Origin of the sequence: Treponema ruminis (genome assembly GCF_014201975.1) — a bacterium.
GTDB lineage: Bacteria > Spirochaetota > Spirochaetia > Treponematales > Treponemataceae > Treponema_D > Treponema_D ruminis.
On record NZ_JACHFQ010000009.1, the window covers coordinates 45,328 to 64,254 of the forward strand.

An 18,927-nucleotide genomic window follows, 5' to 3' on the forward strand; every position below is an offset into this window, starting at 1 on the left:
CAATTCAATGTCATATTTATTTCAAAATCTCGACACAAGCCGCTTTTATATCTATGATAAAGTGATGGAAGAAAGTGTAGTTCATGAAATTGAGCCGGTCTGGGACTCAGAAAGCCGGGTGCTGCTTTTAGGGACAATGCCCTCGCCCGCCAGCCGCAAGGCAGGATTTTTTTACATGCATCCTCAGAACAGATTCTGGAAAGTTCTTCCGGCTGTCTTTGGCAAAAACCTGACTTATCCGAACAATTCTCCGGACAGGGAAAGAGCAATCCAGGAAAGGCAGGACTTCCTTCTTCGGAACAAAATCGCCCTCTGGGACGTGCTTTCTTCCTGCTCGATTGAAGGGGCGGCAGATTCAAGCATAAAAAATGCCGTCCCCAACGATTTCACAGAAATACTGGAAAATTCAAAAATCCGCCGTGTCTTCTGCACAGGAAAAACGGCGTTTAATTTATGGAATAAATTTTGCGGGCCCCGCTACGAAGAAAAGTTCTCACTTGAATGTGACTGTCTTCCAAGCACAAGTCCGGCAAATGCCGCATGGAGTCTTGAAAAATTGATTGAAGCATACGGAGCGGTAAAGGTCTAAAATTTAAAATCAACCTTCTTTACATTCTCGCCGTAAATCGTCTTGAAATCATCGCGCATTGAAATTACGACATAACCGGCTTCCTTCCACTGCTCGCCGAGTTTTAAGGCCTTTTCTCGGTTTGCATGGTCCTCTTCGTCATCGTCGGCAATCAGCATGAAAGCCCTAGATTTGTATTTGGGATTTGAAAGACAGTAATTGTGCATTGCCGCATCGCCGCCGCTGTTTCCAAAAGAAAGAACCGGCACTTTTCCGATTTCCTGGGCAATCTGCTTTACCTTGTTTGTCTTGAGGTTTTTGATAAGGAGCTTGTCAGTTCGAAGCAAGGTGTCATTTTTTGAGTAGGTGTAATTTACGCCCTCACTTTCGCCCTGATTGTCTGATTTAAGCAAAATGTCCATTCCTATGACATGCTCAGGCGGGAAATCAAGTGAAGAAACAAGGGCTCGTGCAATAAAGCGGTCAGAACCGGTTACGACATAGCAGGTAAAGCCATGAGCCTTGAGATAGTCGAAAACTTCAAGCATCGGCTTATAGAAAGCCTCCGCGTAAGTCATGCCGGTAAAACCATTGGGAGTATTTTCGGCATATTTTTTGACATAAGAATCAAATTCTGCCAGAGACATGCCTGAATAAGCTTTGGCCGCAGCATAAGCGTGAATCATGTCAAAAGGAGAAGGAAGCTTTTTGCCAGTCCTTACAAAATCCCTGATTGCATTTGCCACAGAAATTTCATTTTCAGAAGCCTTGTCTTTATAGGACGGATCCTCCAAAATGCGGTATTCCAGAATATTGTACTCAAAATAAGAAGGATACAATTCGCCCAGGAAAGTTCCGTCCATATCAAATGTCGCGATTCTGTCCTTTTCAGGAATGAAATTTTCTGATTTTTCATTTGTTACGTCTTCGACAAATTCTGTCAGCGCGCTCAGTGATTCACATTCATTCCAGAACTGAAAAACATTTTCCTTGCTTCTCTGGCAGCTGATAAGGAAAATCAGCAGAAGGGGAAGAAAAACCGAAATGAAGATTCTCTCAAATTTTTTCATAAAACAACCTCTTTCTTTTCTTAAAATAATCTATAAATCAATTATACGACAATTTCACTGAAAAGGTAAAGGCTGTTTCAGAAAAAACTTAATCCTCAGAAAGAATCTTCCTCAGTTCTTCGATTTTTTCGGATGTGGTTGCCCAGCTGGTCGCAAAACGCACTACAGTGTGGGAGTCATCATATTTTTCCCAGAAACTGAATTTGACTTTCTGCCTCAATTTTTCAATCTTCGAGTTTTCAAGGATGATGAACTGCTGGTTGGTAGGTGAATCCAGGAAAAACTTACAGCCCTTTTCCGCAAAGAGGGATTTCAGTTCTTCCGCCCGGTCGATTGCATTTTTTCCAAGCTTAAGGTAAAGGTCATCGGTAAAGAGAGTGTCGAACTGAACACCAAGAAGCCGGCCTTTTGCAAGAAGGGCGCCGTGCTTTTTAACAAGATGCTCAAAATGAATCGGCATGTTCTTGCGGGTAAAGACGACAGCCTCACCGCACAAAGCCCCCACCTTGGTTCCGCCGACATAAAATACGTCACAGAGGGAAGCGATGTCTTTTAAAGTTACGTCCGTATTGCGGCTGGCAAGGGCATAGCCCAGACGTGCTCCGTCCATGTAAAGAGGAATGTTGTTCTTGCGGCAGACTGAACTAAGCTCTTCCAGCTCAGATTTTGAATAAAGAGTGCCGTATTCTGTCGGGTGAGAGATGTAAACCATGCCCGGAAAGACCATGTGCTCGCAGTTTCCGTCAGCATAAAAATCAGAAATAAAAGAATCAAGCTCGCAGGCCTTAATTTTTCCGTCATGTGAAGGAAGTGTAAGGACTTTGCGCCCGGTGTATTCAATCGCTCCAGCCTCATGAACGCTGACATGACCAGTCTGAGCCGCAACGACACCCTCAAACTGACGGAGCATAGTGTCGATTACAAGCTGATTTGTCTGAGTTCCGCCCGTAAGAAATTGAATCTGACAGTCAGGATTTCCGCAAAGGTCAGCGAGCTTTTTCTTTGCAGACTCAGTATATTTGTCAGCCCCATAGCCGGACTGAGAATCCATGTTCGTTTTTACCAGTGCATCCAGAATCAGGGGATGCGCACCTTCGATATAATCACTTTCAAAAGACAGCATATGCCATAATATAGCGAGTAAAGAGAAGTGTCTATCAGAAAAGAAGATTCATGCCACAGCCGGAACTTAAGAATTCCGCCTTCAAAAGACGTTTTTCTTAAATTTTCAGGCACTATATTTTCGAAATATGATGTATAATTATAATGAAAAAAAAGTAACAGAGGAATTTATGGAAACTCAAACAAAACAGCGCAACTCATTTTCAGGCTCACTGGGCTTTGTTCTGGCTTCAGCCGGCAGCGCAGTCGGTCTCGGAAACATCTGGCGATTTCCCTATCTGGCGGCAAAAGACGGAGGCGGTCTCTTTCTTTTTGTCTATCTCATTCTTGCCTTAACATTCGGATTCACCCTTCTTATCACCGAAGTCACAATCGGACGCAAAACTCAGGAAAGTCCGCTCACGGCATACAAGAAAATCAATCCAAAATGGGGCTTTTTGGGAATCTTCTCATTCATCGTTCCATTTTTAATCTATCCATATTATTGTGTAATCGGAGGCTGGGTTCTTAAATACGCATTTTCTTACCTTGCCTTCCAGGGTTCGGTTGCAGTCGAAAACGGCTATTTCGGCGGCTTCATCACATCTCAGTGGCAGCCGATTTTCTACACGGTTCTTTTTGCAGCCCTCAGTTTCATCATCGTTTACAAGGGCGTTGAGCATGGAATCGAGCGTTATTCAAAAATCCTCATGCCGATTCTTGTCATAATCGTTGTTTTCATCGCTGCATATTCACTTTTCATTTCCCACACCGATGATTCCGGAGCCACCCGAACAGGTCTTCAGGGAGCGGCCGTTTACTTCATTCCAAGCTTCAAGGGACTCACCTTCAAAGGTTTCCTTACGGTCTGTCTTGACGCAATGGGCCAGCTTTTCTACTCACTTTCAATCGCCATGGGAATCATGATTGCCTACGGTTCATACATGAAAAAGGAAGTAAACCTCAACAAGTCAGTCAACCAGATTGAAATCTTCGATACAGGAATCGCCCTTCTTGCAGGCATGATGATTGTTCCGGCAGTCTTCGTTTTCTCAGGCAAGGAAGGAATGTCAGCAGGTCCGGGCCTCATGTTCATCACCCTGCCAAAAGTTTTCAACTCACTCGGCGGCATCGGCGAATTCATCGGCCTTATCTTCTTCGTAATGGTTTTGTTTGCAGCCCTCACATCGGCAGTTTCCATTCTCGAGGCAATCACATCAAGCATGATTGACAAATTCAAGTGGAGCCGCCGCCGTTCAGCAGTCGTAATGGCAGCCTCAACATTCGTCATTTCAGTAATCGTCTGTCTCGGTTACAACGTCCTCTATTTTGAGCAGAAAATGCCAAACGGAAGCATCGGTCAGATTCTGGACATCCTCGACTATCTGAGCAACAACATCCTCATGCCAATCGTAAGCTTCCTTACCTGTGTCCTCATCGGCTGGATTGCCAAGCCAAAAACTGCAATCGACGAAATTACCCGCAACGGGGAGCGCTTCATCCGCAAGGGCCTTTATATCGTCATGATTAAGGTCATTGCTCCGGTTCTCCTTTTCGTAATCCTTCTTACAGGTCTGGGCTTGTTCTAAATTCAAAAGGGCGGAGCCCCGCCCTACGGCCGCACGATGTTGCGGCCTACCCCACCCGCCTAGGGGCAAAGCCCCTAAAACCCCAATGAAACTCCCGCACGGATGCGGGGCATAGCAAACTCTTCCGCGAGAATTTTCTTTGAAAATTCTCGTCACGACAGGATGTCGTACAACGCCTGCTTTTTTTGTTCTGCATTCACCTTCATTGTATAAGCCGTTGATTTTTACTATAATATTGAAAAATCTGAATACTAAAGGAATCTTTATGTCACGAGACCCTAAAGAATTATGCCACTGGGCTGACCAGCAGGCTGAACGAATCATCAAACAGAAGGGCGACCTGCCTTCATACACTTGTGCTTCGGGAATCACTCCTTCGGGCACTGTTCATATCGGTAACTTCCGCGAAATCATCACGGTTGATCTGGTTGTACGCGCTTTGCGTGACCACGGGAAAAACGTCCGCTTCATTTATTCATGGGACGACTACGATGTTTTCCGAAAAGTTCCTGGCAATATGCCGAAACCAGAAGAACTTGAAAAATACCTGCGCTATCCAATCACCATGGTTCCGGACACATTCGGCCGTGACGAAAACTATGCGCGCCATCACGAAAAGGACATCGAAAACCAGCTCCCTCGCGTTGGCATTCACCCTGAATTCTTGTATCAGGCCAGCCGATACCGTGCAAACCGCTACACAGAGGGCATGAAAATCGCTATGCAGAAGCGTGACGTCATCAAGGCTTGTCTCAACGAGTACCGCGACGACGAGCACAAAATGAAGGACTCTGACGTTTACTGGCCTGTAGCCGCATTCTGCTGCAAGTGTAACAAGGACGAAACTGAAATTCTCGAATACGACGGCGAGTACGGAATCACTTACAAGTGTAATGCCTGCGGTCATGTTGAAAAGGGTGACTTGCGCACTTCAAAAGAATTCAAGCTCGGCTGGCGAGTTGACTGGCCAATGCGCTGGAACGAAGAAAAAGTCTGTTTCGAACCGGGCGGAAAAGACCACATCTCTCCGGGCGGCTCTTACGATACAGCAAAACTCGTTTCAAAACGCCTCTACGGATGGGATGCTCCTGTCACAATGAAATATGACTTCGTTAAGCTCAAAGGCGTTCCTGGAAAAATGTCATCATCAAAAGGAAAGGTAATTTCCCTCGTTGACGCACTCGAAGTTTACCAGCCTGAAGTTTTGCGCTACATTTTCGCTTCAAACAAGGTTGACCACGAGTTCTCAATCAGCTTTGACCTCGACGTAATCACAATTTACGAAGCATACGACCGCACAGAGCGTCTGGTCTGGGGCGTTGAGCAGCCGAAAGAGAAAGACGAGGCAAAGAAAGAGCAGCTCCTCCTGCGCGAAAAACGACTTTACGAGTTGAGCCAGATTGACGAAATGCCAAAGGTTATGCCTTATCAGGTTCCGTTCCGCCTGCTCACAACCCTCTTACAGACATATTCAGGCGACGTTGACGCCGTAATCAAGTCTCTTGGCGACGTTAAGCCTGAACAGGAAGAAACCTTGCGCAAGCGATGCGCATGCGCATGGTACTGGATCAACGAATCTGCTCCTGACTGCGCAGCCGACATGTGCTTCTCTCTGCGTGTTGCAGGAACAAAGGCCGACGACATCACAGGCGACATCCTTACAGCAGTTAAACGTGTCCGCGATGAAGTTGTTCCAAAGGTTGGTTCATTTGCAACAGACAAAGAGTGCCAGCAGGCAATGTACGACATCGCAACAGAGCTTGGTCTTGAGGCAAAGGCACTCTTCACAGCCCTCTACCACGCCCTTATCAACAAAGATCAGGGACCGCGACTCGCAAGCTTCATGAAAATCATCGGCAAAGACAGACTCGCTGAGATTTTGAGCGTATACTAGCCTATTTTTTGGAAGAATAGGTGATTGAAAGAGGGAAAGAAACCTTTTTTGAAAAAGGTTTCCTTCCCTCTTTTTTTGTTTTTTTAACAAGCACACATTCCGGTCAGGATTACGGCCGTGTTCACATGCTCAACCCTGACCTCTTTGGGAACTGAAAGAACTGTATTCGTGTAATTTACGATTCCACGGATGCCACAGGCAATCAAACGGTCGGCCATGAACTGAGCCTTTTCATCAGGAACGGCAAGAACCGCGTATTCAATTTTGAGGGAACGGATTTTCTTTTCCAAATCAAGGGTTGCAAAAAGAGGAATCTCCGTTTTCATGATTTCGATTTTGTTAAAATTAGTGTCAAAACCCGCGACAAGCTCAAAGGAAGAGCCCTTAAAAACCGAGGATTCAAGCAAAGCCTCTCCAAGTTTTCCGAGCCCGACAATGCAGCAGGGGTGCTTTTCCGCCTGATCAGAATTAATCTGCAGGCTGGAGCAGATGGCGTCGTGCAGGATTTTGACATCATAGCCGTTACTGACTCCGTTATGCAGCTCCAGAAGGGAAATGTCCCGCCTTATCGTAGCCTCCCCCCAGCCTGTAAGGGCACTCAATTCAACCGAAGTAATTTTTTCTTTTTTCTGCTGAGAAAGAAGGCGTGCAAGAGTAAAAAGCCTTTTCTTTGACGGGCCGGGAATTTTCTTCATAAAAATTATTATATACTTTTTTAAAATCCGTGCTATAATTTAAATAATACTTTTGGAGATTTATATGATTAATTGTATAAAATGTGCAACGGAATTACCAGACGGGGCAAATTTCTGCAGCAACTGCGGTTTCCCAGTCGGCTCCCTCAGAGTCTGCCGTTCATGTCAGGACTGCGGGGCATCACTTAGCGCAATAGACAAATTCTGCTCCCAGTGCGGCAAGGCTGTCCGGGTCATAAAATCAGCAGATGAAAATCCATTCGTCGCCAAAGAGTCAAAGGCTTCAAACAATGCCATTCCAAAAATGATTCCTATAGAAGGCGGTCAGTTCCTCATGGGCGGGGCAGCAGCAAATTGTCCTGTCAGGCTCACATCCTTCAAGCTCGCCGAAACACCTGTCACGCAAAAGCAATATTCCAATGTCATGGGGCAAAATCCTTCAAAATTACAGGGCGATGATAAGCCGGTTGAAATGGTCAACTGGTGCGAGGCAATCATCTACTGCAATATTTTGAGTACCATGCAGAATCTTACACCTTGCTACAGTATCGGCTCTGTCACCGATTTACGCACTTTCGACGCCGCAAGCCCGGTCTGGAAGCGCATATCATGCAACTTTCTGTCCAACGGTTACCGTCTTCCCACCGAAGCTGAATGGGAATTCGCAGCCAGGGGCGGTGCAAAATGCGATCCCTACCAGTTTGCAGGCAGCTCGGACATCAACAAAGTCGCCTGGTACGGTGAAAACAGCGACATCACCACTCACGTCGTCGGCACAAAAGCGCCAAACTCGCTCGGTCTTTTCGACATGTGTGGCAACGTCATGGAATGGTGTTGGGATTACTTCGCACAGGATTTCCCTGCCGTACCGCAGACAAACCCGCACGGTCCTCAGATCGGCAACATGCACATAAAGCGCGGCGGCAGCTGGCTCGATGACCATCAGCAGTGCACGGTCTTCTTCAGAAGCGCAAGCACTCCTTCGGGCAAGAGCAGCAGCCTCGGCTTCCGAATCTGCCAGTCAGCACCGGCAGTACAAATTTAAGTCATTGATTAGAATTGGAGATTAATATGGACATTAAAACAAACAAAGTCGCAGATGGAATTGAAATGATTGTAACAGGCAGGCTCGACACAAACACAGCCCTTGAACTTGAAATGGCCCTCAAAGCATTGCCGCAGGCAAAACAAACCCTCCACCTTGATTTGAGCGGCATCGAATATGTATCAAGCGCGGGCTTACGAGTAATTCTCCTGGCTCACAAAATCATGCTTCCTCAGGGAGGCAAAATGGTTCTCCGACAACCTTCTGAATTTTGCCGCCAGGTTCTTGGTGCCACAGGCATGGACGGAATTTTAGCCTTTGAATAAATTGGGCATTTCTACTCAATTTTTTTCTTTATCGTGAGTATATTCTGACCATCCTTATATTCATAGTTTACACTGTCCATGAATTTTTTGGTCAGGAATATACCCAGGCCCCCGATGTCACGTTCTTCTGCACTCAGAGTGATGTCGGGGTCTTTTTTTGCAATCGGATTGAATTCCTTGCCCTTATCCTTAAATATGACCGTAAGAACGTTATCGACAAAAGAAGCAGAAATCCAGGCTTCACCGACTTCTGGATTGTATGCGTAGTGAGCGATATTAACAAAAATTTCTTCGATTGCCAGATCAATTTTGTTCAGGATAATCGGCTGGCAGTCGTCCGGCAGGCATGAGTGTATGTATTCGTTTACACTTTCCATGTTCTTGTCATCGGCTGTAATTTTAAGTTCTGTCATTTGCCCTCCATTGTATTGCTTTTGAAAACCATTCCAAGCATTGTTATATCATCGAACTGAGCAGCTCCGTCAACAAAGCATTCAACATCATCGTTGACGAAGTTCAGCAGTTCTTTTGGATTCAGAGTTTTTACATCATCTTTTTTGAGTGCCGCCAAAAGCCTTTCTTCTCCGTAGAGATTATTGTTTTTGTCACTAGCTTCAGTTACGCCATCTGTATATAAGAAAAGCTTGTCACCGGGAGCCAGCGTAATTTCGTTATTCATGTAGGAGATTCCGGCAAGAGCGGCCAGCATGAGGTTAGGTTTTGTTTGAATATAAGAAATCTGACCGTCTTTTTCAAGGACTGGCGAGGTGTGACCTGCGTTGGCAAAAGTGAGCTTTCCTGTAGAGAGCTCAAGAATTCCCATCCAGCAGGTGACAAAAAGACCTGATTCATTGCTCTCGCACAGAGTATTGTTGACGTGCTCGAAAATTTCGGCAGGAGTTTTAAAGAGGCAGGCTGCATCCTTGAGCAGGGTCTTTGCGATGACCATGAAAAGAGCGGCCGGAACACCTTTTCCAGAAACATCGGCTACGGCGACGGCAAAATGATCGTCATCAATCATAAAGAAATCATAAAAATCTCCGCCGACTTCCTTTGCAGGAGTCATGGAAGCATAAAGCTCAATCTCAGGATGATTTTCGTAGGGCGGGAAAACTCTCGGAAGCATTTCTGCCTGAATCTTTGTGGCGACGTTAAGTTCCGCACCCAGTCGTTCCTTTTCAGCCGTGGCGTGAGTCAGGTCGGCTATGTAGCGGTTCATGTCCACGCTCATCTTTTCAACTGACTTTGCAAGAAGACCAAGTTCATCGTGATTCCTGATTTTTTTAAGGACGCCAGAAAGCTCACCGTGATGCTCGGCAAAGTGCGAGGTTTCATCGATAATCATCATGAGCGGCTTGACGACACCCATAATCAGGGAAAGGGCATAAAGAAGGATGAATGAAAATGTAAAAATCAGGGCGGCGACAAGGATTGAACGCAGATAGTTTTCCTTATAGGCCTGAATTTCATTCATCGGCTTGACGACGCTCATAATCGCAACGACGGTGCCGAAAAAGTCCCGGACAGGAATTGAAGTCGTAACGTGACCGCCCGTTTTTTTGTATGAAAAATAACTGTGGGTTTCGCCGTTTTCAATTGTCTTCCGCAGATTTTCGATATAGTCAGGAGTTTTATTTTCAAGGGACTCGACATAGCCAAGTTCATAAGGCTCGCTGAGTAACTGACTGCTCACGGTGTCAAAAACATAGGTGCGGTATTTATAGTCATGGGAAATGACCGTCAGGTAAATGTAGGCCAGCTCAGCCGTTTCGGTCAATTCGTTCAGGCGCTGATTTGTAGAATCCCAGAATCCGTCATTGCCGTCTGTAAGCCAGTAGTAGATTCTTTCCACGTCAACGTAAGAAATAGCCGTCTGGGCAAACTGTCTGGTGACATCGCCGTACAAAGTCTCCACCTGCTGCTTAAACTGCTTGTAACTCATAAAGCTGTTTATCGCGAACATGAGGACCCCGAAGAGGACTGCGCTTGCGAGTAATTTTATAGAAAGAACTGAAAGACGTATTTTACTTTTCATGATCTTATTCTAATTATAAAGCTAGATTTAAGAAAATGCTAATTTTTTTTGTAATTTTCTGACTTTATTTCATTTGCATTGCCGAAAACGCATTTTTAAAGGCAATTAATATGTATGAAAAGAATGAATTTTATGATGCCTTTTTTAAGGCCTGGTCGGGCTTGCCTTGCTATGCTTGCCCTTGTTTGTCTGCTTTCCTGCAGCAGCTCTTTTTCGGATTCTGCGAAAGATTCGGATAGGAAAAGCCTGAGAATCATGAACTGGAACCTTCAGACCTTTTTTGACTCGACTTTTGACGGAAACGAATACACCGACTTCAAAAGCAAAAAAAGCGGCTGGTCACAGGAAAAATACGAAGAGAGGCTGGACAGGCTGGCTTCCGTGATAAAAGAGCTGGATGCAGACCTTGTAATCATGGAAGAAATTGAAAAAGAAGCCCAGATTCAGGATATTGCAAACAGGCTTTCAGGGACTTTTGACTTTTCAAAGGCCTACACCCATGCAGTTTTTTCAGGCTCCCCAGACTCTTCAATCGGCTGTGCCCTGCTTTCGCGCTACCCCCTTGAAGAAATCTCAGTTCACGCAATGGATATCCGCGACGGCCAGAAGCAGCCTGCAATGAGGCCGATTTTTCAGTGCAGAGTCAAGACAAAGGATAAGAACCTCGTCCTTTTCGTCAATCACTGGAAGAGCAAAAGCGGCGGGGCTGAAGAATCGGAAATTTGGCGAAAAAGGCAGGAAAGTCTGCTGGCGGATTTGATCTTCCGGGCAGAAAAGCAGGGAAATGCAGTTCTTGCGGCCGGGGATTTCAACAAGGACATCTCGGAATTTGACTATCATCAGGGAAAAAGCGGAAGAACAAACATCCTGCTTCACGGAAGAAAGCATGTTGAAGTATATTCGCCCTGGATTTTAGAAAACGGGACTTACAGGATTCCAGGCTCCTACTGGTACAAGGAAAAATGGGAAAGAATCGACCACTTTTTTGCGGCCGGAAATGCAGAAATTACAGATTTTGCGGCGGAAAATTCCGGTGACTGGGCAGACAGCGATGGCCACCCCTTCCGCTACCAGATTTGGAATGGCAGGGGCTACTCGGACCACCTGCCAATCACATGCACGGTGAGCTTTTAAACATGCACCGAAACCTGTTTTGCTTTTGTCCTACTTACAGCCGATTTCTTCTTCGTTTCCGACGTCCCAGGAGTCGAAGAGGTTTTCCGGGGTGCTTTCGTCTTCGTCTTCTTCGTCGGCTTCATCAACGGCGGCAGGGCTTTCGCTTTCTGCCGGGGCTTCTTCTGCGGCTGGAGCTGGGGCAGGCTGACTTTCTGCCTGCTCGTAGTTTCCACTGGTGCCGTCGTCTTCGTTTTCATCGAATTCGGGGATTACTTCCTTGCTGCCGATTTCGTTGCGCATTTCAGCGACAAGGGCTTCGTTTGCCGCAACCCGGGCCGCAATCTCAGGCGGAACCGGAGGCACGCTCACGGTCTCTGCTGTAGCCGTTACTGTAGCGGCGGCAAATTCTTCTTCCTCGCTGATACCACCGTGAAGGTCTTCCTCATCAGCAGGAGCACTTTCCGGCTGGCAGGGACTTTCAGCTTCATCTGGAATCACAAGTTCAAAAGGAAAGCCCTTGCGCAAAACAGCCTGCTTCAAAAATATTTTTATAGCCGTGTCGATATCCGTGCCCAGATTCTCAAAAATCTCGCCTGCACGCTCAACAAGTTCATCATCTAAATCAATATCATAAGTCTTTGTCATACTTTAATTATCGGAAAAATCAAAAGAAATATCAACGGACAAAAAAAATCCCGCCCATGAAAATCACGGACGGGAAATATCAGTCTATGTTAGACTTATTTGCTCAAGCAAGCTTATTTTGAAAGACGTGCTTCGAGATCATCCAAGCAGGCTGTGAGCTCTTTTGGCAAGTGTTTGCCGAATTTTGGATAGTGGTTCTCACGGATGTCTTTAACTTCCTTCAACCAGCCCTCTTTGTCCACGTTGAGAATCTGTGGGAGAGTCTTTTTGTAGTAGTCAGCCAATCCGTCTGTGTTGATAGCACCCTCTTTTGGCATGAAGCCGATTGGTGTGTCAACATAGTTGTCTTTTCCGTCGCAGCGGTCGAAAATCCATGCGAGAACGCGTGAGTTGTCGCCGTAGCCTGGCCACATGAATCCACCAGGAAGATCTGCGTTGTTCTCGTCCTTGCGGAACCAGTTAACGTAGAAAATCTTTGGCAATTTGTCCTGGTCAGCTTTTGCACCAACGTCAACCCAGTGCTGGAAGTAGTCGCCCATGTTGTATCCACAGAATGGGAGAATAGCGAATGGGTCACGGCGGATTTTACCAACCTGTGAAGCATCGATTGTAGATGCTGCTGTGATTTCTGAACCAACGATAGAACCAAGGAATACACCGTGGTTCCAGTTGCGGCTCTGGTGTACGAGAGGTACAGTTGATGGACGGCGTCCACCGAAGAGGATAGCAGAGATTGGAACACCCTCTGGGTTTTCCCACTCTGGAGCGATACATGGACACTGTTTTGCAGGTGCTGTAAAGCGTGCGTTTGGATGAGCGAATTCCTCGCCTTTTGGTGATTTGTCTTTTGGAAGAGCGTCGCGTGTCTGGCCTTTCCAGTCAACGAGTTTGCCCTTTGCTGGGTAACCAATCTGTTCCCACCAAACGTCTCCGTCCTCAGTAAGAGCACAGTTTGTGAAGATAGTGTTCTTTGAAGCAGAGATAAGAGCGTTTTTGTTAGACTCAGCAGATGTTCCTGGAGCAACACCGAAGAAACCTGCCTCTGGGTTGATAGCATACAAGCGGCCGTCTTTGCCGAATTTCATCCATGCGATATCGTCACCGATTGTCTCAACTTTCCAGCCTGGGATTGTTGGGATAAGCATAGCCAAGTTTGTTTTACCACAAGCTGATGGGAATGCGCCAGTAACGTATTTAACTTTGCCCTCTGGGTTTGTAAGTTTGAGGATGAGCATATGCTCAGCGAGCCAGCCCTCTTCACGAGCCAATACAGTAGCGATTCGGAGAGCGAAACATTTTTTGCCGAGCAAAGCGTTTCCGCCGTATCCTGAACCGTAAGACCAGATGAGGTGCTCTTCTGGGAACTGAGAGATGTATTTGTGCTCAACGTCTGCACAAGGCCAGATGCCGTTGTCTTTTTCGCCGTTGTTGAGTGGTTTACCAACTGAGTGCAAACAAGGAACGAATTCACCGTCTGTACCGATGATGTCGAGAACTTTTTTGCCTGCGCGAGTCATGATGTCCATGTTGAGGACAACGTACTCTGAGTCAGTAAGCTCGATACCGTTCTTAGAGATTGGTGAACCGAGTGGACCCATGCAGAATGGAATTACGTACATTGTGCGGCCATGCATACAGCCCTTGTACAAGCCCTTCATTGTTGCTTTGAGTTCAACCGGGTCAATCCAGTTGTTTGTTGGACCTGCATCTTCCTGTTTAACAGAAGAAATGAATGTTCGTCCCTCAACGCGAGCTACGTCGCTTGGAAGTGAACGGAACAAGAAGCTGTTAGGCTTTTTAGCAAGTGGAGTAGCGAGACCTGCATCGACGCATTTCTTCATCAATCGGTCATACTCTTCAGTTGAACCGTCACAAACGTAAACGTTGTCTGGTTCACACATTTTAACACATTCTTCGACCCATGCTTTGATTTTAGGGTTTTTGATTTCATCAAGTGTCATTGTATCGCTCCTTAAAAGTTCGATTTGTGAAAGATTATAATATTTTTTTCAATTTTATTAAAGGTGTAAAAGCATAGGTAAGCCCCCGAATTTCTTGCTTTTTCAATCTTTTCTCTGCTAAAATAAAAACATGCTGCGTTTTCTTTCTATAATATTGTTTTTCTTTGCTTCAACTTTTACCCTCTTTTCACAGGACTTTCATTCCAGCCTTGAAGCGGCATCCGGCCAGAGCGTCGTCCACGTCGGCTCTTATGACTGGGGAGCCTGCATCGACAGGATTACAATCAATACAGGCCACCTGGTTTCCCCCCAGGCTATTGCCGCCAGGGATTTTAAAGTAAATCAGATCCTCTACCCTAAAAAGACAAACGTCGGCATGGAAAAGGGCTTTCTTCCGGTCACGGACGCATTCGCATCAGATTCCCAGGGAAACAGAATCACTTCGCCATCAAATTTCATCACCCTTTTGACAGACGTTCATCCCCTTGCCGAAAATTCCAATCCCTTCGTTTCAATTTCATTCAGTTCCCGCTTCAAGCCATACTACGGCTACAAAATCTCAAACAAAAAGCTGGGAATTTCAATTCAAAACCTCAAGGGATTTGTCAACGAAAGCGCTGCAAAATTCGAAACAGACGAATTCGAATACACTTTCCCGGCAGAGCAAGAAAGCAAGTCCGATCAAAAATCTCAGGAAGAAAAAGTCCTGCTCAATTACGCAAGCTACATTCCCCAAGCAGAATCTTCAGAAAAAATTCCCCTGATTCTCTGGTTCCACGGAATGGGTGAAAGCGGCAGCAACATCTATCAGGTTCTCTTCGGAACAAAAACAACTGCCCTTGCCGAAGAAAAAATCCAGGGCAGCTTTCCAAACGGCTGTGCAATCCTCGCTCCCCAATGCCCCACAGGCTGGCTTGAAACCACAGAAAAAGGCCCGGGAAACGCAAGGGTCTGGGCTCCGGTGGACAAGGACGCCCCTGCAAACAAGGTTAAAAAACCAATCAACAAGCTGCTCAAAAAACTCTCTCTGGAAAAGGAAAAGCCCAGGAAGGACAAAGTCCAGTTTGCGGCTGTCTCCTATTACACGGAACCTGTCAAAAATCTTCTATATATATATCTGGAAAATCATCCTCAGATTGACAGGGACAGGATTTACGTCGGCGGCTGTTCGGCTGGCGGCTACATGACCATGAACATGATGATTGAAGAGCCCCAGCTTTTTGCGGCCGCCTTTCCAATCTGCGAATACTATCTTGATTCAAAAATCAATCCCAGCAAAATCGAAATTCTGGCAAAAAAGCCCCTCTGGTTCACTTACGCCCTCAACGACGATTCTGTAAACCCGGAAGACAACTCAATTCCGACAATCGTCCGGCTCAACCAGGCCAACGCCGAAAACGTTCACTATTCGGAATTCCGTAACGTCGTCGATTTGAGCGGAAAATATCTTCTGAATCCAGATGCCAAAAAAGACGATGATGAATACGGTCTTCCCTACGAATACCCCGGACACTGGAGCTGGATTTACGTCCTCAACAATGACTGCAGGGACGGAAACTTAAGTCTTTTTGAATGGCTGGCAAAGCAAAAATTAAATTCGAAAAATTAAATAAAGATTGAAATATAATATTTAAAATATCCCGGCATTATGCTAAAATAGGATTATGCGGACTTTTAAATTTTTCGCAAACAGGCTTTTTTATCTTCTTCTCGCACTAAGTTCCGCACTTTTCTTTTCATGCGGCCACAATGACACACCAAGAATTTACATCGGCGACACTTTTCATTACTGGGAGTCAGATGCTGATTCAAATTTAGGTGACGCCATGAAGAACGCCGCAAACTTCAAGCGGCTCGAAGACAAATGCGTCCACAACCTCAGGCACACTCTCGGCAAGGGCGAGCACTACGTTTGGGTCCGGGCCGAATTTGAAATTCCGCCCCAGTTCAAAAATCAGCCGCTGGGTCTGGTAATCCCCCACCTCCGCTTTGCCGAGCAGGTTTTCTGCAACGGAGTCTTTATCTCTCAATACGGTGCCTTTCCGCCTCACGAACAGTCCACTCTCTTCAAGGCCCACTTTTTCAGTTTCCCGCTCAACATCCTCAAACAGGAAGGCAAAAACATAATCCTCATAAAGATTTACGCCCAGGGCAGGAGCGGCATTTCAGCAGATTCTTTCGTACAGCCTGCAAGATACGCCTACCCGAATTTTGAGTCAATAAATTTCCATCACACACGCATTTACATGTTCCTCGTTGGAATTTTATTCCTCACCTTCATCCTATATCTGAGTTTTTACCTCAATCTCAAGGCTTTCAAGGAATTCAGGGATTTTGCTTTCGTCAATTTCTTCACTTCAATCTTCCTCATTCCATTTTTTGCGACTGAGCTGCCAGCCTACACAAACGGCGGGCTTCCATACGTTCCATTCATCAAGCTTACCCTCTGTATGCCGCCCTATTTCATGGTTTTCTTCGCGACCCTCTTCGCAATCAACTTTTTATCTATAAAACCGCCTCTCAAAGTCAATATTCTCCGCTGGTCAATACTTGCCCTTCAGGTTCTGCTTACGCTTTTTGCCCCGACCTATGACTTCCTTATTGAAATTTTCCCGCTCATGATTGTCCTTCTTGCAATGCAGGGACTGATTGGAGCCGTTGCGGTTATAAAGGAATTTTTGGGCAAGGAAAAACGGATGGCTGCCCTTTATTTTGCGACAGGCTTCCTTCCATTATCTTCAACAATCGTAGTTGACTTAACGCTCAGGCTGACTGACAACACACGAACCTACACTTATTTCTCAATTTTCGGCTGGCAGATTTCCATCGTGATTTTCATCGTCATGCTGGCCTTCAGGTTTGCCTCAATCTACAAAAAGAACGAAAGGCTTTCAAATCACCTCAAGGAAGAAGTTGCGGCCCGAACGTCAGATTTGCAATACGCAAACAACGAGCTTTCAGACTTGAACGAACGTCTTGAAAAGGACAAGCACCGCTCTGACATGGATCTGGAAATGGCTTCCATCGTTCAGCGCAAATTCCTTCCCAAGCCCAACAGGCACTTCCGCGGCTGGGAAATTTCAGTCTGCTATTCACCCCAGGCCAAGGTTTCAGGCGATTTCTACGATTACTACAGTTTCAACGACACCCTCAACGGAATTACCCTCTTCGATGTTTCCGGTCACGGTCTTTCTGCAAGTCTCGTCACCATGCTTTCCAAAAACATTATTTCCAGGGTCTTCCAGACAGGCTTCAGGCGCAAGGAACCGGTCGATAAAATCCTCAACAAGATAAACAACCTGATTCTTGCGGAAAAGGGCGACATCGAAAATTACATGACTGGCGTTTTGTGCCGCTTTGATGACAGCGAAAATCCTGCCAGGTGCAAGGTCGAGCTTGGAAACGCTGGACATCCTTATCCGCTCAAATACAGCGTTTCTGACAACGAAGTCTATGAATTAAAGGGAAATGACGGCAAGCAGCATTACGGCGCAATCGGCATGAAGGGAATCACGGTTTCCTTTGCCCGCTCAAATTTCTTCATGGCAACCGGCGATATTCTCCTGCTTTACACGGACGGACTCACGGAATCTACAAATTCAAAGCAGGAGCAGTTCGGACTCAAGGCAATAAAAGAAATCGTAAAGAAGCATCACGCAAAATCCTCAAACGAAATCCTCGGCCTCATCATGGAAAAGCTGGATGAATTCACCGAATACCGGGGCTTTGAAGACGACCTCACGGTCATTATCGTCAAGCGCAAGAATGTCAGCGAATATGTCGAGGATGAAGACCACGAAGACTCATTTGATGACAACGTCGAAGAGCTTGAAGATGCAGGCCCGGAAGACCTTGAAAACGCTGAAACAAAAGTAGAAGGCTCAGATACAGACGAATAGCCCGAATCAAGTTTCTATATATAGCAATTTTCTGAAATTTGTGCTATAATATCTGCTATTATGAACATCTTAAGTATTTTTGGTGCTGCACAGGGAGCTGTGGCACAAGGCTTGCTCTGGGGAATCATGACCCTGGGCGTTTATCTCACTTTCCGAATCCTTAACATTGCTGACATGACCTGCGACGGCTCTTTTGCACTCGGCGGCTCAACATGCGCAATTCTGGTCACAAAGGGCGTAAATCCCCTTCTTGCAGTCTTTATTTCCTTTTTAACAGGTTTAATCGCCGGCTTCGCAACTGGAATCATGCACACAAAGCTCAAGATTCATGAAATTCTGGCCGGAATCCTTTCAATGATTGCACTTTATTCTATTAATATCCGCATCATGGGTCGATCAAACACACCTCTTCTGGGAATCGACACAATAATGACAAAAATGCAGGACCAGTTGGGAATCACTCCAAACGTAGCTTCTTTCATCGTCGGAGTTATTTTTGGAATCGCACTTATCGTTTTCCTCTACTGGTTCATGGGAACAGAAATCGGTTCATGTCTCCGCGCAACCGGCAACAACGAAAAGATGGTCCGGGCAATGGGCGTTGATACAGACAAAATGAAGCTCATGGGCCTCATGCTTTCAAACGGCCTGATTGCAATTTCAGGAGCCCTCGTTGCACAGCAGCAGGGTTACGGCGACGTCGGCATGGGAACAGGTGCAATCGTAATCGGTCTGGCTTCAATCATCTTGGGCGAGAGCATTTTCGCCTGGTTCAACAAACGCTTCTCATTCTACGTCACTTTGCTTTCAATTTTGCTGGGCTCGGTTGTTTACCGCCTGATTATTGCGATTGTCCTTCAGCTCGGTCTCAAATCTTCTGACCTCAAGCTGCTCACGGCAATCATCGTTGTCATTGCTCTTGCAATTCCAGTTGCCAAACAGAAAGTTGCACACAAAAGGGCATTCGCAAAATAATTGCCATA

General features: G+C 46.0%; 16 protein-coding genes. 9 read left to right on the forward strand and 7 right to left on the reverse strand.

The window, feature by feature from the left end:
- Positions 1–7: 7 nt before the first annotated feature.
- Positions 8–589 carry a DNA-deoxyinosine glycosylase gene (locus HNP76_RS13120; protein WP_246462700.1) on the forward strand — a complete coding sequence of 194 codons (582 nt, stop codon included), beginning with the start codon at positions 8–10 and terminating at the stop codon, positions 587–589.
- Here the strand turns inward: HNP76_RS13120 and HNP76_RS13125 are convergent.
- A complete protein-coding gene (locus tag HNP76_RS13125; RefSeq protein WP_184661287.1) occupies positions 586–1,638 on the reverse strand; it encodes an HAD family hydrolase in 1,053 nt (350 codons plus the stop codon). The genes HNP76_RS13120 and HNP76_RS13125 overlap by 4 nt on opposite strands.
- A gap of 88 nt (positions 1,639–1,726) precedes the next feature.
- Positions 1,727–2,761 (reverse strand): threonine aldolase family protein, encoded by a 1,035-nt coding sequence (locus tag HNP76_RS13130; RefSeq protein WP_184661289.1) that lies wholly within the window; start codon positions 2,759–2,761, stop codon positions 1,727–1,729.
- 169 nt (positions 2,762–2,930) lie between these two features.
- On the opposite strand from HNP76_RS13130, the gene HNP76_RS13135 reads away from it, so the two are divergent.
- Both HNP76_RS13135 and lysS read left to right on the forward strand, forming a co-directional pair.
- Positions 2,931–4,328: a sodium-dependent transporter gene (locus HNP76_RS13135; RefSeq protein WP_184661291.1), complete on the forward strand. Its 1,398-nt coding sequence runs from the start codon at positions 2,931–2,933 to the stop codon at positions 4,326–4,328.
- Positions 4,329–4,593: 265 nt separating this feature from the next.
- A complete protein-coding gene (gene lysS, locus HNP76_RS13140) occupies positions 4,594–6,222 on the forward strand; it encodes a lysine--tRNA ligase (protein ID WP_184661293.1) in 1,629 nt (542 codons plus the stop codon).
- Between the two features lie 83 nt (positions 6,223–6,305).
- Here the strand turns inward: lysS and HNP76_RS13145 are convergent, their stop codons facing one another.
- Positions 6,306–6,917 (reverse strand): redox-sensing transcriptional repressor Rex, encoded by a 612-nt coding sequence (locus tag HNP76_RS13145; RefSeq protein WP_184661295.1) that lies wholly within the window; start codon positions 6,915–6,917, stop codon positions 6,306–6,308.
- Between the two features lie 64 nt (positions 6,918–6,981).
- Between HNP76_RS13145 and HNP76_RS13150 the strand changes: the two genes are divergently transcribed.
- Positions 6,982–7,962 (forward strand): SUMF1/EgtB/PvdO family nonheme iron enzyme, encoded by a 981-nt coding sequence (locus tag HNP76_RS13150; RefSeq protein ID WP_184661297.1) that lies wholly within the window; start codon positions 6,982–6,984, stop codon positions 7,960–7,962.
- A 26-nt stretch (positions 7,963–7,988) separates the two neighbouring features.
- Positions 7,989–8,288, forward strand: a complete 300-nt coding sequence (locus HNP76_RS13155; protein ID WP_184661299.1) for an STAS domain-containing protein — start codon at positions 7,989–7,991, stop codon at positions 8,286–8,288.
- An 11-nt stretch (positions 8,289–8,299) separates the two neighbouring features.
- Here the strand turns inward: HNP76_RS13155 and HNP76_RS13160 are convergent, their stop codons facing one another.
- Positions 8,300–8,701, reverse strand: coding sequence for an ATP-binding protein (locus HNP76_RS13160; protein WP_184661302.1), 402 nt, complete (start codon positions 8,699–8,701; stop codon positions 8,300–8,302).
- Positions 8,698–10,323 carry a SpoIIE family protein phosphatase gene (locus HNP76_RS13165; protein WP_184661304.1) on the reverse strand — a complete coding sequence of 542 codons (1,626 nt, stop codon included), beginning with the start codon at positions 10,321–10,323 and terminating at the stop codon, positions 8,698–8,700. Before HNP76_RS13165 ends, HNP76_RS13160 begins: the two co-directional genes overlap by 4 nt.
- 255 nt (positions 10,324–10,578) lie before the next feature.
- On the opposite strand from HNP76_RS13165, the gene HNP76_RS13170 reads away from it, so the two are divergent.
- Positions 10,579–11,457: an endonuclease/exonuclease/phosphatase family protein gene (locus HNP76_RS13170; RefSeq protein ID WP_184661306.1), complete on the forward strand. Its 879-nt coding sequence runs from the start codon at positions 10,579–10,581 to the stop codon at positions 11,455–11,457.
- Between the two features lie 30 nt (positions 11,458–11,487).
- On the opposite strand, the gene HNP76_RS13175 is transcribed toward HNP76_RS13170, so the two are convergent.
- Together HNP76_RS13175 and HNP76_RS13180 are read right to left on the reverse strand one after the other, a co-directional pair.
- Entirely contained in the window at positions 11,488–12,084 is a 597-nt protein-coding gene (locus HNP76_RS13175) for a type II toxin-antitoxin system RelB/DinJ family antitoxin (protein ID WP_184661308.1), read from the reverse strand.
- A 113-nt stretch (positions 12,085–12,197) separates the two neighbouring features.
- Positions 12,198–14,045, reverse strand: coding sequence for a phosphoenolpyruvate carboxykinase (GTP) (locus HNP76_RS13180; RefSeq protein ID WP_184661310.1), 1,848 nt, complete (start codon positions 14,043–14,045; stop codon positions 12,198–12,200).
- A 130-nt stretch (positions 14,046–14,175) separates the two neighbouring features.
- Between HNP76_RS13180 and HNP76_RS13185 the strand changes: the two genes are divergently transcribed.
- Genes HNP76_RS13185 through HNP76_RS13195 form a run of 3 tightly spaced genes read left to right on the forward strand, consistent with a single transcriptional unit; the run spans position 14,176 to position 18,919 of the window.
- On the forward strand, positions 14,176–15,654 hold the full coding sequence (locus HNP76_RS13185) for a prolyl oligopeptidase family serine peptidase (protein ID WP_184661312.1): 1,479 nt from the start codon (positions 14,176–14,178) through the stop codon (positions 15,652–15,654).
- A 55-nt stretch (positions 15,655–15,709) separates the two neighbouring features.
- A complete protein-coding gene (locus HNP76_RS13190) occupies positions 15,710–17,944 on the forward strand; it encodes a SpoIIE family protein phosphatase (RefSeq protein WP_184661314.1) in 2,235 nt (744 codons plus the stop codon).
- 60 nt (positions 17,945–18,004) lie between these two features.
- Complete coding sequence (locus HNP76_RS13195; protein WP_184661316.1) at positions 18,005–18,919, forward strand: ABC transporter permease; 915 nt, start codon at positions 18,005–18,007, stop codon at positions 18,917–18,919.
- Positions 18,920–18,927: the final 8 nt, after the last annotated feature.